We start from the raw sequence: 13,247 nt of genomic DNA on the forward strand, positions 1-13,247 counted from the left end.
CCGCACCCGCGGGCCCGGCACCGGGACGCGGCCCGGCCGCACCGGCCGCGGCCGGCCGCCGTGTGCCCTTGGCCGGCGTCACGCCGAGCTCGCCGAGCGCCGCACGCGCCTGCGAGATCCGGATGGCCTCCATGGTCATGTCGTGGCGCATCTCGGAGCGGCTCCACGCCCGCTCCGCGAGCTCCCACATCGTGGTGAGGTGCAGCGGATTGGTGCCCGTGACCTCGGCGAGCGCCACGATCGCGCCCTTCGGGGCCAGCAGGCGGCCGTTCAGATACCGCTCCCACGACGTCTTGCTGTACCCGGTGCGGTCCGACACCGCCGCGATGCTCAGGCCGCTGCGATCCACGAGCCGCCGCAGCTGACTCGCGAACTCGCGTACCTGCGGATCGAGTTCCTCCGGTAGTGCCTTCCAGCGAGGCATTCCTTCCCCCTTGTCCCCCCGTGCGTGCCTGACGACCCCCGCGTGATGCCCTGCTTCCCCCGGCCCCGCCCTCCGGGCATCGCTCGGGCGAGAGATACCTCCCACGACTACCCACAGGGATGCGTGGACCAGGGGTTTCAGTTCCCGTTGAGGGGGCGCACAGCAGCATTCGGACCACCGCCGCGCTCCGTCGCGCGCCGTGCGGTCCGCGTACCAGTGTCCCATTGTCATACGGGTCCGCGGTACGGAACCCCATTCGGCCCCGACTTCGCCGTCGCCCGGCCGCGCTCCGGCGAAACTGCCCGTGACCTCGCCGCCCAGAAGATCGACAGGCCCGTTGCAAGGACGGGACCGGATGGCGGAATGGTCACCTCCGCGCCACAACGGTTCGACCGCCCTTGAACCGCCATGATCCGAGCGGCGAGTGTGGTTCACGAGCGGGGCGCCCCGGCGCCTCGCGGCACGGCGGACGGTGCCCGTCCTTCCTCGGGGGAGGGGACGGTCACCGTCCGTCCACGCGCATCCGGGCCGGCTCGAATGCCCCGGGTCGGGTCAGCCGATCACCAGCGGCAACCGCCCGCCCAGTTCACCGAGGTCGTCCCGCTCGGCCGCGGTCGGTGCCCGTCGCCCCGTACCCACGAGCAGGACGTCGGTGTCGCTGAAGCCGGCCGGGAACGCGGCCGGGGCGATCCGCTCGAGCAGCGCACGCGCTCCGGCCAGGCACTCAGCGGGCGGCGCGCCGACCACGGACGGGTCCGGAAGGCCGGCCACCAGGTCGAGATGGTGCAGCGTCCACTCCAGGACGTACGCACCGAGATAGTCGCCCGCGGTCAGGACCTCGCCCTGGGTCTCCACCCGGGCACCCGGATCGGCGAGCCGCGCGGCACGGCCGGCCGCCGAACCCACGTCGTCCAGATGGAACTTGAGCAGCTCCGGCTCCTGGTACGCCGCGGCGAGGCGGACGATCAGCGCGTCGAGCGGGTCGTCGCCGGTCGGCGGCTCGTCCGACACCTTCCAGTACGTGACCGAGTCGACGGTCGTGTCGGCGCCGTCGCCGGCGGGTGTGGCGAGCGTGATCAGGACGTCCTGCGCGTCGATCACCAGATGGCAGACGAGATCGCGTACGAGCCAGCCGGCGCAGCCGGAGGGCTGGTCGAAGGCGGAGTCGGGGAGTTCGGCGACGGCGGTGCGCAGCGCGGCCCAGGAACGGTCGAAGAGATCCATCGCTGCAACGTAGTGCGGCGGTGGGCGGGAAGACGACCCGGTTCAGCTGCTGATCGTGAAGTGCAGCGTGTCGTCGAGGAAGGGGATCTCCAGGACCGGGTTCGGCTGCGCCATCAGCGCCAGCAGCGTGATGGCCACACCCAGCACCCCGTACGTCACCATGTCCGTGAACCGCGAGCGGACCGCGAGCATGCCGACCGACGGCAGCACCCGCCGCATGACCGCTCCCGTAAGCAGCGCGACACCGATCAGGATCGTGCCCACCCGGAACACCCCGGTGGCCGTGATCAGCAGGCCGAGTCCGGTGATGGTGAGGACCGTGAGCATCGGCCACTGCCGGGCCGGGGCGGGCGCGTCACCGGACGCCGCGCGCCCGCCGCCCTCCGGCCGCGCCGTGTCACGGGTGATCCGCGGGAAGCGCCGGCTTCTGCGCCGCGGACCGCCGGGGCCGGGCGCGCTGACGACGCCCTTGGCACCGTCTCCGGCACCCTCACTCGCACCGGAATCGGCCGCCCCCGTACCGGAATCCGTATCGGTATCGGCCCCGGAATCCGTACCGGAATCCGTCCCGGACGTGTCTCCGGCCTGCTCGGCATCCACCGCCGCACCGCCTCCGTCCCGCTCCGCGCTCGTCACCGCTCCGCCTCCACGACCGTGCTCGTCCGGGCGCGCGCTCAGGCCCCGGCCGCCGCGCGTTCGGCCGCCTCGACGACATTGACCAGGAGCTGGGCGCGGGTCATCGGGCCGACACCGCCCGGGTTCGGCGAGAGCCAGCCCGCGACCTCGGCGACGCCCGGGTGCACATCGCCGACGATCTTGCCGTTCTCGTCGCGGCTGACGCCCACGTCGAGGACGGCCGCGCCGGGCCGGATGTCCTCGGGCTTGATCAGATGCGGGGAGCCGGCCGCGGCGACGACGATGTCCGCCTGCTTCAGCTGCGCGGACAGATCGCGGGTGCCGGTGTGGCACTGCGTCACCGTGGCGTTCTCCGACTTGCGGGTGAGCAGCAGCGGCAGCGAGCGGCCGATGGTGACACCGCGACCGACCACGACCACATGCGCGCCCGCGATCTCGACACCGAACTGCCGGAGCAGCTGGATCACGCCGTACGGGGTGCAGGGCAGCGGCGCCGGCTCGTTGAGGACGAGGCGGCCCAGGTTCATCGGGTGCAGTCCGTCGGCGTCCTTGGCCGGGTCCATCAGCTCCAGGATCCGGTTCTCGTCGATGCCCTTGGGCAGCGGCAGCTGGACGATGTAACCGGTGCACTCCGGGTCGTCGTTCAGCTCCCGTACGACCGCCTCGATCTCCTCCTGGGTGGCCGTCGCCGGCAGCTCCCGCTGGATGGAGGCGATGCCGACCTGGGCGCAGTCGCGGTGCTTGCCGGCCACGTACTTCTGGCTGCCCGGGTCCTCTCCGACCAGGACCGTGCCGAGTCCGGGCGTGACACCCCGCTCCTTCAGTGCGGTCACGCGCTGTGCGAGGTCGGCCTTGATCGCGGCCGCGGTCGCCTTGCCATCGAGAATCTGGGCACTCATGCCCCCATCTTCGCGGATGACCCCGCCGATGCTCCAATTCGGCCTCCGCGGGCGGCCGGGCCCGGTCCGCGGCCATGATCGACGATGTTGCACTTGCACAACTCATGTCGAATGCGGCTGGACAAAGGTGTCGCCCCTTTAGAACGATGAGCCGCACAGTGTCGCGGGCAGTGCCGGGGGGACGGACCGCTGAACGCCAAACCTCCTCCTCCGTGCGTACCGCGCGTCCCCGCACGATCCCGACGGAGGAACACCGCCATGAGTTACGGCGACCCGAACAACCCCTATGGGCAGCCGCCCCAGCAGCCCCCCGGCGGCCAGCCCGGCTACGGCTATCCGCAGCAGGCGCCCCAGGGCCAGCCGTACGGATACCCGCAGCAGCAGGGCTACCCCGGATACCCGGGCTACCCGGCCGGTCCCGGCGGGAACATGATGCCGCAGTCGATGCCGGGTCTGTTGATGACGGCGAGGGTGTTCCTCTTCATCATCTCGGCGCCTCAGATCCTCTACTGCCTGGTCGCGATATACGGCGCCGCGGTGTTCAGCGACGCGTCGGATCTGTCCGAGGAGCTGGACGTGGCTGGCCTGGACTCGGTCACCACGGCAGGCACCGGCATCTTCGTCATCCTGGCGCTCATCACCGGTGGCCTCGCCGCGCTCTCCATCACCCTCGGCGTCAAGTTCAGCAGCGGCGGGCAGGGAGTCAGGGTCACCACCATCGTGTACGGGGCGCTCGGCTGTGTCCCCGGAGTGTGGATGCTCTTCGTCGGCCTCGACACCGGTCTGGCGACCGCGACGATCCCCGGGCTCATCTGGACCGTGTTCGCCGTGATCATCACCGTCGCGCCGGCCGTCCCCTCCGGCGCCGCCTGGTTCAACCGCCCCCGCTACTGAGGCCGTCGGCCTCGTACCGGCAGCGGGTATTTCGGCCTGCGCCGAAACACGCCTCAGGGCCGTACCACTCTTGAGTCAAGAGGGGTACGGCCCTGGCATTTCCCCCTACTCTGACCAACGTCAGGTCGATTGGGGGACGACTGTGCACAGCATCATCGTGGTACCACCGAACTGCACGGAACCGGACGAGCAGGTACATCTCGCACCCGGTGACGTACTCGACTTCGGACGTGCCGCCCCGGGGGGACGCGGCGCGGACTCCGGCTCCGGCTCCGGCTCCGGCTCCGGCTCCGGCTCCGGCTCCGACGCGCGGCATCTCACCATCCGGCACGAGGGAGTGTCCCGTACGGCGGGACGGATCTCCGTGCACGGGGCGTTCTGGGTCCTGAGCAATCTGAGCCGCAGTCAGACGTACGTGGTGGAGAACCCGGAGGGGGCCGGCGAGCACATCAAGATCGGGCCGGGCCGGCTCGACGCTCCCGTGCCGTTCGAGTTCTCCCGCGTGGTGCTGCCGGCCGCGGGCGAGCTGCTCGGCTTCCAGGTCTGGGCGCCGCGGCACGACTACCTGAGCAGCGGATCCGGCTACGGGCCCGAAGGGGCCGCCACCGTACCGGCGTTCGCGCTCGACCGCAGCAAGCGGTACTTCGCGGTGCTCGCCGCGCTGTGCGAGCCGCGGCTGCGCGACGAGCCGCACGCGCCGTCGCCGACCGTCGAGCAGGTCGTCGAGCGCCTGGCGCCCGGCTGGCCCGCGGCGAGCCGGGCGGCCGTGCAGTGGAACATCGACTATCTGGCGGTGAAGCTCCGTCTCAAGCCGGCACCCGAGACGTACGGGTCGGGGCCGCGGCTCAACGGCAAGAAGGAGTCCCTGGTCTCCCTCGCGCTCCGCTTCGATCTCGTCCGCGAGGACGATCTGGCGATCCTCGCGGACGCCGGTGCGGACCGGACCCGGCAGCGCGAGGCCGTGCGATGAGCGCGCCGCCCTACGCCGTGCCGGTGCCGCGGGGCTACCGGGTCGGCGGCTGGGAAGTGCGCGCGCCGCTGGCCACAGGGGCGTTCGGCAGTGTGTACGCGGCGCGCCGGGTGCGCGGGGCGGGTGCGCGGGGCGCGAGGGCGGCCCTGAAGTTCCTGGCCACCGGCGCCGCCCGCACTCCGCAGCAGGCCGGACATCTGCGTGAACTGGCCGAGCGTGAGGTCCAGTTGCTCAGCCGGGTCCGCTCGCCTCGCCTGATCCGGATGTACGAGACGCTGACCGTCGCGGACCCGGCGCGTCCCGATCTCGACGGTGCCACGGTCCTCGTCCTGGAGCAGGCGGCCCGCTCCCTCGACGCGCTGCTCGCCGAGCGCCCGCGGCCGGCCGAGGGGCCCCGAGTGCTGCGCCAGGTCTGCGAGGGGCTGTCCGAGCTCCATGCGGCGGGCTGGGTGCACAGCGACCTCAAACCGTCCAACGTCCTTCTGATGGCGGACGGTTCGGCCCGTATCGCCGACTTCAACATGGCCGGTGAGCTGGAGGGCGCGTACGCGTACACGCCGGCCTGTTCCACTCCGGACTACGCACCGCCCGAGCTGCACTGGTCCGAGGTCGACGAGCGCGGCGTGCGGATCCGTCCGACCGCGGACGTCTGGGCGTTCGGGGTGCTCGCCCATCTGGTCCTCACGGGCAGCCATCCGCTGCCCGGCGCCACCGCCACGGCCCGCCGGGACGCGGCGATGCGCTATGCGCGCGGCACCGAAGATCTGCGGCTCTCGCCCCGACTGCCGGGCGCCTGGCGGGAGATCGTCGCGGACTGCCTGACCCGCACCCACGAGGAGCGGTCGGCGCACGGGCCGGCGACGTTGCCGGCACGGATGGCGACGACCGGTCCTCGCCGGCGCGGGGCGCCGCGACGGCGTCGGGCGCGGCGCTTCGGGCGGATACGTGCGGGGGCGCTCGGGGCGTCATAGGGGCCCCCGGGCTGCCGCGGCGCTGCTCGTACCGACTTGCTCGTACGGACTTGCTCGTACGGGTCGTTGTCAGACAACCCGTATTGTCAGACACCCCCTAGGACAACTGAGGTACCCGGCCCGGGACTTGCTGCCGACACTGAGGGCTGAGGGCTGAGGGCTCGTGCCGTCGTGGGGGACGGTGCGGGGACCGGGCAGGGCCTTGGGGGGCGTATCAGGATGCGGCGACTGCGATCGAGGGCCTGCGTATGTCTGCTGCTCGGGACGGTCCTGATCGCCGGTGCCGCGGCATGCACCGACGACGGCGGCGCCGACGGCCCCGGCAGCAGGGACCGTACCCGGCACACCGTGACGGCCGAGCGGGGCACGGCCGAGACCTGCATGGAGCGGTACGGCCACCCGTATCCGGCCGGACCGCGCTACGTGGCCGGCCTGACCCGCGACGGCCGCGCCCGCTACGAACAGGCCGCCGCCGACTGCCGGGGCGGCCGGGAGCTGTCGGCCGCGGAGTCGAGGGCGGTCGGCCGGGCGGAGGAGATCCTCGTCGGGCGCTGCATGCGCCGCGCGGGGCTCCCCTACTGGGTGCCACCCGCACCCTCCGCGGCGGAACTCCGGGAGTTCCCGTACGTGGTCGACGACGTGGACTGGGCCAGGAAGCACGGATACGGCCGCGAGCTGGAGCACGAGAAGGCGGCCGCCCGCGACGACAACCCGAACACCCGGTACGCGCAGCGCCTGCCCGCCTCCCGCGAACGGGCCTACGACCGCGCCCTGAACGGCGACCGCGAGCACACCCTCACGGTCACGGCCCCGAACGGCGACCGGGTGGTCCGCGCCACCACGGGCTGTCGCGCCACGGCCCGCGGCGAGCTCTACGGGGACACCGCGGCCTGGGCCCGCGTGACGGCCGTACTGGAGCATCTGCCCGACGTCTCGAGGACGGTGACGGACTCCCCGTACTACCGGAGGCACGAGCGCGCGTGGGCGGGCTGCATGCGGGACACGGGGTACGCGGTCAACAGCCCCCGCCAGGCCAGGAGTTCACTGCCGCCCGCAGCCCCGCACCGCACGGAGACCCGGCTCGCCACCGCCGAGGCGCGCTGCGCGCAGAGCTCCGGGCTCGCCCGCGCCGTCGCCGGACTGCAGCGGCAGAGCCAGGAGCAGGCCCGTCTCCCGTACGAGGACGTGGTCAGGGCCCACACCCGGATGCGCCTCGCGGCCCTGGACCGGGCGCGGGCCGTCAACGGCGTGGAGCGCCCCACCACGAAGGGTGAGGCGCTCCGAAGGAACCCGTGAGCGCGGGGCGGCTCAGTGGAAGAGGTGCGGCTCAGTGAAGAGTGCCGCTCACGGCTCAGCGAAGAGTGCCGCTCAGTGGAAGAAGTGCCGCGTCCCCGTGAAGTACATCGTCACGCCCGCCTTCTTCGCCGCCTCCACCACCAGCTCGTCACGGACCGAACCGCCCGGCTGCACCACGGCCTTGATCCCGGCCGCGGTGAGGATCTCCAGACCGTCGGGGAACGGGAAGAACGCGTCGGACGCCGCGAAGGAGCCCTCGGCCCGCTCGGCACCGGCCCGCTCCACGGCCAGCTTCGCCGAGTCCACGCGGTTGACCTGGCCCATGCCGACGCCGACCGAGGCGCCGTCCTTGGCGAGCAGGATCGCGTTGGACTTCACCGCACGGCAGGCCTTCCAGGCGAAGGCGAGCGAGGCGAGGTCCGCCTCGGAGAGCGCATCGCCGGTCGCGAGCGTCCAGTTGGCCGGGTCGTCGCCGTCGGCCTGCAGGCGGTCGGTGACCTGAAGCAGCGCGCCGCCGTCGATCGGCTTGACCTCGACCGGCGCGGACGGGGCGTCGGCGCAGCGCAGCACGCGGATGTTCTTCTTCCTGGACAGCGCCTCGACGGCGCCCGCCTCGTAGTCCGGGGCGACGATGACCTCGGTGAAGATCTCGGCGACCTGCTCGGCCAGCTCCTTCGACACCGGACGGTTCACGGCGATCACGCCGCCGAACGCGGACAGCGGGTCGCAGGCGTGCGCCTTGCGGTGCGCCTCGGCCACGTCCGAACCGACCGCGATCCCGCAGGGGTTGGCGTGCTTGATGATCGCCACACAGGGCTCGGCGTGGTCGTACGCGGCACGTCGCGCGGCGTCCGTGTCCGTGTAGTTGTTGTACGACATCTCCTTGCCGTGCAGCTGCTCCGCCTCGGCGAGGCCGCCGGTGCCGTCCGTGTAGAGGGCGGCCGGCTGGTGCGGGTTCTCGCCGTAGCGCAGGTCGTTCTTGTGGTCGTAGGCGGCGCCGAGGAAGTCCGGGAAGCCGGTGTGGCCGGTGGCGACGAACCAGTTGGCCACCGCCACGTCGTACGCCGCGGTGTGCTGGAACGCCTCGGCGGCGAGCTGCCGGCGGGCGGGCAGGTCGAAGCCGCCCGCCTGCGCCGCCGCGAGGACGTCCGCGTACCGCTCGGGGCTTGTGACGACCGCGACGGAGGGGTGGTTCTTGGCGGCAGCGCGGACCATGGACGGGCCGCCGATGTCGATCTGCTCGACGCACTCGTCCTCGGAGGCGCCTGAGGCGACGGTCTCCTGGAACGGGTACAGGTTCACCACGACCAGGTCGAAGGGCTGCACGCCGAGCTCGGTGAGCTGCTCGCGGTGCGTGGCGAGCCGGCGGTCCGCGAGGATGCCGGCGTGCACGCGCGGGTGCAGCGTCTTGACCCGGCCGTCCAGGCACTCGGGGAAGCCGGTGAGCTCCTCGACTCCGGTGACCGGCACCCCGGCCGCGGCGATCTTCGATGCGGTCGAACCGGTCGAGACCAGCTCGACGCCCGCCTCGTGCAGGCCGCGCGCCAGGTCCTCGAGGCCGGTCTTGTCGTAGACGCTGATCAGGGCCCGGCGAAGCGGGAGCTGCGTCCCCTCGGGGGTGGCACCTGCGGTGGTCGTACCTTCGGCGGTCACGGGATTGACACCTTTCGTCCCTCAATGCGGTAGCCGTGCCGGGCCAGACGCCCCACGACCTCGACGAGCAGCCTTCGCTCGACTTCCTTGATGCGCTCGTGCAGAGCGGCTTCGTCGTCCTGCTCCCGGATCTCCACCACGCCCTGCGCGATGATCGGCCCGGTGTCGACCCCGTCGTCGACGAAGTGGACGGTGCACCCGGTGATCTTCGCGCCGTACGCGAGCGCGTCGCGTACGCCGTGCGCACCGGGAAAACTCGGCAGCAGGGCGGGGTGCGTGTTCACGAACCGCCCGCCGAACACGGCGAGGAACTCCTTGCCGACGATCTTCATGAACCCGGCCGACACGACCAGATCCGGCGCATACGCCTCGGTCGCCTCGGTCAGCGCCCTGTCCCACGCCGCCCGCGTGGGGTGGTCCTTCACCCGGCACACGAAGGTGGGGATGCCGGCCTGCTCGGCCCGCTCGAGACCCACGATCCCGTCCCGGTCCGCACCGACGGCGACGATCTGGGCGCCGTACTGGCCGACGCCTTCGCGCGCGATGTGGTCGAGCAGGGCCTGCAGATTCGTACCGGATCCGGAGACGAGGACGACGAGGCGTTTCGGCGCTGGGGGCGAGGCCACGGCAGGGCCCTTTCGTGGGTCGTTCGCGGAGCGTGGATCGTGCGCGGCGCTCTGGGGTCTGTCCGGCACTTGTGTGGTCGTACGAATGCTTCACGTCTCCTGATACGGGGAACTCTACGAAGCGCCCGACCGTCAGCAACGATACCGGCACTCGCGGCGGCCCCCACGGGACGGGGCCCCGGCCGGAAGGTAGCGTCTGGGGGGATTGCGCCGCTCCGGGCCCAACTCCTCGGCAGCACAAGCCCGGCGCCGCCGATCCCGTCCGCCCGCACCCGCCGTTTCCACGCCCGCCCACCGCTCTCAACCAGGGGAAGACACACAGCCGATGCCGGACCGACTGCCCTCACCCTCGTCCTCCGAGCAGGACCCGCCCCCGCAGGGGAAGCGAGGAGACGAGGACAACCCGTTCGCGCCTCCCCCGGAGGGCGCGCCCGACCAGCCCTGGCAGCCCCGCCGTCCCGAGGGCGAGCAGCCGGAGGGCGAGGAGGGTGACGGCGGCAGCCGCTGGAGCAGCAACCAGCCGGGACGTTCCTTCGGCGGCTTCGGCCAGCGCCCGGGGCAGAACGGCGGGCCGGACGGCCAGGGCGGCCCCGGGCAGAACGGCGGGATGCGCTGGGACCCGACCGACCCCGCACAGCGGCACGCCCGCTTCGCCCTGCTCGCCGGCATGTGGGCCTTCTTCTTCGCCCTGTTCAACTGGCCGTACGTGGCCCTGCTGCTCGGCGCGCTCGCGCTGAACTGGGGCATCGGCTCGCTGCGCGCGAAGAAGCGGGGCACGGCGGGCGCCTCGGCCGCGGATGTGTCCGAGGGTGCGGCACCGGCCGCCGCCCCGGGGACGTCCGGCAGGCCGCAGACGACGGCCGCGGTCGCCGGTCTGGTCACCGCGGGCCTCGCCCTGGCCATCGTCGCGGCGACCTTCACCGCCCAGCTCGTCTACCGCGAGTACTACACGTGCGTGAACGACGCCCTGACCGAGGCCTCGAAGCAGACCTGCGAGCAGCACCTGCCGAAGCAACTCCGCCCACTGCTCGGCGAGCAGGAGTAGTCAGGAGTAGCAGGAGTACCGGGAGCAGCACGAGCAGCAGACCGCTGCCGGTGGCTTCCCCCTCAGGGGCGGTCGGCGCGCTCGTCCTTCGTGGGCGGCGCGGGGGATGTACGGGGCGGGTGCGCCGGGACGGGTTCGGGGCTCCGTGGTGCGGTGGTGGACGGGTCGAGGACGGAGCCGTCCGGGGGCAGGAAGTCGTAGGGCTCGAAGGCGTTCGCGGGCGGCGACGGGCGGGCGGCGCGGCGGCGCAGGGGCCACCAGCGGCGCGGGGTGCGCGCAGCCTCGTCCGATGCGGCCTTGCTGTCCTCCCCCGTAGGGGCGGCCGGCGTCTGTTCGGAGCGTCGCGACGGTAGGCGGAAGGTGGAGCGGAGGCGGGCGAGCCTGCTCTGCGCAGGCCGGTCCGCGGGTGCCGGGGCTTCGACGGCGGAGGAAGTCGGTGGGGCGGGAGCGGGGTCCGTCGGTACGGGACTCCAGGGCGCAGCCCCATGTTGCGTGCGGGTGCCGCGGATGCGGGCGATCCAGGTGCGGGAGGCGCCGAGGGCCGAGCGGGCGGCGGCGGGGACGACGCCTACCGGTGCCGTCCCTGCGGAGTCGGGCGCCCCCGGGGAGCCCGACTCCGGCGCCGCTTCCGGCGCGACCGCAGACCCGGCCATCGCCTCCGCGCGGCGCACGCGCCGGTTCACCCGCCAGACGCGCAGGCCGCGCAGGCCGAGCGCGCCCGGCACCCCGATCACGGCCGTCCAGGCGAGCGCCGCGAGCCCGGTCTGCCACCAGACCGGCCCGAAGTCGGCCAGCCCCGCCGAGCCGAGCGGCCCGCCCGCAATCCGCGCGAGCAGCGCACACAGCACGCCGCACAGCAGTGCCCCCGCGCCCGCCACCAGTGCGGTCGCCCCCGCCGTCCACAGTGCGCCGTCCTCGGCCCCGGCAGCACCTTGGGTGCGACCCGGCCCGGCCCCCGCGCCCCTCGCCGCCGCGGCCGTGAACCAGGCGAGGGTGAGCCCCGCGATCAGCGGAACCGCGCAGGCCGACCAGAACACGGCGGCGCCACCTGCCGTGCTCGGCACCGCGGTGAGCAGCGGGAACGACGGCAGCAGCGTGTCCGGCAGCTCGCCGAGCGGCGCCACCGTGCGGCCGGAACCGAGGCTGAAGCCGGGCCCGAGCGCGTAAGCGGCACCCCACACCGCGGCGTTGGGCACGAGGGCCAGGGCGAGCAGCAGCACCGCGAACCGGCCCGACCACACCCCGGACAGCCCGCCGAAACTGTCCTGCAGATCCCCCGCACTCCGTACCAGAGACACCGTCACCAGCACCGCCCCGCCGGCGACGAGCACCAGCGCCGCCGCCAGCCCCGCCCGCACTCCCGCCTCGGCCCGCCCGTCCAGCCGGCTCCACCGGTGCCGGGGCACCCACGGCAACGGCCCGCGGGGCCGCCCGTACGCGGACCAGACCCCGGCGGCCGCGCTCGCCACCGTCAGTACGGGTACGTGGAGTGCCGCGCTGCCCGCTGCGGCGGGCAGCGGTCCGCCGGCCGCGAAGAGCGTCGCCCCGCCGGCCACCAGGAGATACCCGGCGACCACTCCCCAGAGCGCCGACCGCACCTCCCCCGCGGTGTCGACCGCGTCCCGGGCCGCCCGGTGCAGGGGCCAGACCACAAGGAGTACGAGCAGCAGCGGGGTGAGGCCGATCGGCGCGGGCACACCGGAGAGGGTGTCCGGACGAACGAGTTCCGCACCGTGTGCGAGCAGCCAGAGTCCGGCCGCCGCACGCAGCGCACCGCCGGGCCCGCTGTCGGGGTACGGCGAACTGATCCAGAGCATGATCACCAGGACGGCGAGCGAGCCGAGCCCCAGTGCCGCCGCGAGCACCCCGCCGTAGACACAGCGCGCGATCGCGGACGCACGGCGTCGCGCCGCGAGTGCGGCGAAGACGGTGGTCGACGTGATCACGGGAGCGGGCGCGGCATCCGCGGCGGCGCGCTGCCGGGGGCGTTCGCCCGGGCCACTCGTACGCGCCCCTCGTACCGGCGCGGAACTGCGGTCCTGGGCGCGGCGGGCGGCGCGGTCGGTCGTGTTCCTCACGGCCGCCATGCTCCCAACGACACGCGCCTTGTCCGCGTAACAGGCGAATGCCGGAAGTGTCGCTCAAAATACGTTTATGTACTTTTTCGGACGGTGTTCGGCTCCGCATGCCGACCACCGTGCCGCACGCCCCTGCCCCTGCCCTTCCACGGAATCCGCTTCTACGGCCCCTGGTGTGGAGAGTCCGACATGACGCAGAGCCCTGCCGCCCCGCTGCCGTCGCCGAAGGAACGCCGCAGACTCAGGGAGGCCAGGTCACTGACGCAGGCCCAGGTCGCGGCGGCGGTCGGCGTCAGCCGGTCGACCGTCCGTTCCTGGGAGTCGGGCCGCACCAGCCCGCGCGGCAGCAAGGCGGAGGCGTACGCGGCACTGCTGACGGACGCCGCGCCCGCGCCCGAGCGCGCACCCGCCCCCGGAGCCTCCCCGGCGCACGCCCCGGAGCCACCGTCGTCGGCCTCGCGCGCGGTGACGGGCGGGCGGCACGGACGCCCGCAGCCGTCCAAGGCGTCGCCGCCGCGCACCCGCCCCAAG

General features: G+C 73.2%; 12 protein-coding genes and 1 pseudogene. 6 read left to right on the forward strand and 7 right to left on the reverse strand.

Annotated features, from left to right (window positions below):
- From DY218_RS27800 to DY218_RS27815, 4 genes are all read right to left on the reverse strand, one after another.
- The coding region (locus DY218_RS27800; RefSeq protein WP_233521931.1) for a helix-turn-helix domain-containing protein at positions 1-424 on the reverse strand (424 nt) is incomplete at its 3' end.
- Positions 425-976: 552 nt separating this feature from the next.
- Complete coding sequence (locus DY218_RS27805) at positions 977-1,648, reverse strand: maleylpyruvate isomerase N-terminal domain-containing protein (protein WP_128558903.1); 672 nt, start codon at positions 1,646-1,648, stop codon at positions 977-979.
- A gap of 42 nt (positions 1,649-1,690) precedes the next feature.
- Positions 1,691-2,284: a DUF3017 domain-containing protein gene (locus tag DY218_RS27810; protein ID WP_325052024.1), complete on the reverse strand. Its 594-nt coding sequence runs from the start codon at positions 2,282-2,284 to the stop codon at positions 1,691-1,693.
- Positions 2,285-2,322: 38 nt separating this feature from the next.
- Positions 2,323-3,183 (reverse strand): bifunctional methylenetetrahydrofolate dehydrogenase/methenyltetrahydrofolate cyclohydrolase, encoded by an 861-nt coding sequence (locus tag DY218_RS27815; protein WP_128558904.1) that lies wholly within the window; start codon positions 3,181-3,183, stop codon positions 2,323-2,325.
- A 258-nt stretch (positions 3,184-3,441) separates the two neighbouring features.
- Here DY218_RS27815 and DY218_RS27820 point away from each other — a divergent pair, with 258 nt between their 5' ends.
- The 4 genes and pseudogenes from DY218_RS27820 to DY218_RS27835 all read left to right on the forward strand — a co-directional run bounded on the left by DY218_RS27820 (position 3,442) and on the right by DY218_RS27835 (position 7,314).
- A complete protein-coding gene (locus tag DY218_RS27820) occupies positions 3,442-4,077 on the forward strand; it encodes a hypothetical protein (protein ID WP_128558905.1) in 636 nt (211 codons plus the stop codon).
- A 142-nt stretch (positions 4,078-4,219) separates the two neighbouring features.
- Entirely contained in the window at positions 4,220-5,047 is an 828-nt protein-coding gene (locus DY218_RS27825; protein WP_128558906.1) for an FHA domain-containing protein, read from the forward strand.
- A pseudogene (locus DY218_RS27830) lies at positions 5,044-5,890 on the forward strand (protein kinase domain-containing protein); the annotation flags it as partial. The gene DY218_RS27825 and the pseudogene DY218_RS27830, both read left to right, overlap by 4 nt.
- A gap of 347 nt (positions 5,891-6,237) precedes the next feature.
- The gene (locus DY218_RS27835) at positions 6,238-7,314 is read left to right on the forward strand and encodes a hypothetical protein (RefSeq protein WP_128558908.1); all 1,077 of its coding nucleotides are present in this window, start codon (positions 6,238-6,240) and stop codon (positions 7,312-7,314) included.
- Positions 7,315-7,386: 72 nt separating this feature from the next.
- Here DY218_RS27835 and purH read toward each other — a convergent pair whose 3' ends face one another.
- The gene (purH, locus tag DY218_RS27840) at positions 7,387-8,967 is read right to left on the reverse strand and encodes a bifunctional phosphoribosylaminoimidazolecarboxamide formyltransferase/IMP cyclohydrolase (RefSeq protein ID WP_128558909.1); all 1,581 of its coding nucleotides are present in this window, start codon (positions 8,965-8,967) and stop codon (positions 7,387-7,389) included.
- Positions 8,964-9,593, reverse strand: coding sequence for a phosphoribosylglycinamide formyltransferase (gene purN, locus DY218_RS27845; protein WP_128558910.1), 630 nt, complete (start codon positions 9,591-9,593; stop codon positions 8,964-8,966). Before purN ends, purH begins: the two co-directional genes overlap by 4 nt.
- A gap of 325 nt (positions 9,594-9,918) precedes the next feature.
- On the opposite strand from purN, the gene DY218_RS27850 reads away from it, so the two are divergent.
- The gene (locus tag DY218_RS27850; protein ID WP_128558911.1) at positions 9,919-10,638 is read left to right on the forward strand and encodes a hypothetical protein; all 720 of its coding nucleotides are present in this window, start codon (positions 9,919-9,921) and stop codon (positions 10,636-10,638) included.
- Positions 10,639-10,700: 62 nt separating this feature from the next.
- Here the strand turns inward: DY218_RS27850 and DY218_RS35645 are convergent, their stop codons facing one another.
- Complete coding sequence (locus DY218_RS35645) at positions 10,701-12,716, reverse strand: cell division protein PerM (protein ID WP_158574144.1); 2,016 nt, start codon at positions 12,714-12,716, stop codon at positions 10,701-10,703.
- A gap of 189 nt (positions 12,717-12,905) precedes the next feature.
- Between DY218_RS35645 and DY218_RS27860 the strand changes: the two genes are divergently transcribed.
- Positions 12,906-13,247: helix-turn-helix transcriptional regulator (locus DY218_RS27860; protein WP_147336183.1), on the forward strand; the 342-nt coding region annotated here is incomplete at its 3' end.

The sequence above is a fragment of the Streptomyces triticagri genome (assembly GCF_003429565.1).
Taxonomy (GTDB): Bacteria; Actinomycetota; Actinomycetes; order Streptomycetales; family Streptomycetaceae; genus Streptomyces; species Streptomyces triticagri.

What these genes read in the sequence shown, in the direction of transcription:
- DY218_RS27850 (WP_128558911.1), top strand. Translation starts at nt 9,919, where the DNA reads ATGCCGGACCGACTGCCCTCACCCTCGTCCTCCGAGCAGGACCCGCCC.
- DY218_RS27820 (WP_128558905.1), top strand. Translation starts at nt 3,442, where the DNA reads ATGAGTTACGGCGACCCGAACAACCCCTATGGGCAGCCGCCCCAGCAG.
- DY218_RS27815 (WP_128558904.1), bottom strand. Translation starts at nt 3,183, where the DNA reads ATGAGTGCCCAGATTCTCGATGGCAAGGCGACCGCGGCCGCGATCAAG.
- DY218_RS27805 (WP_128558903.1), bottom strand. Translation starts at nt 1,648, where the DNA reads ATGGATCTCTTCGACCGTTCCTGGGCCGCGCTGCGCACCGCCGTCGCC.
- DY218_RS27835 (WP_128558908.1), top strand. Translation starts at nt 6,238, where the DNA reads ATGCGGCGACTGCGATCGAGGGCCTGCGTATGTCTGCTGCTCGGGACG.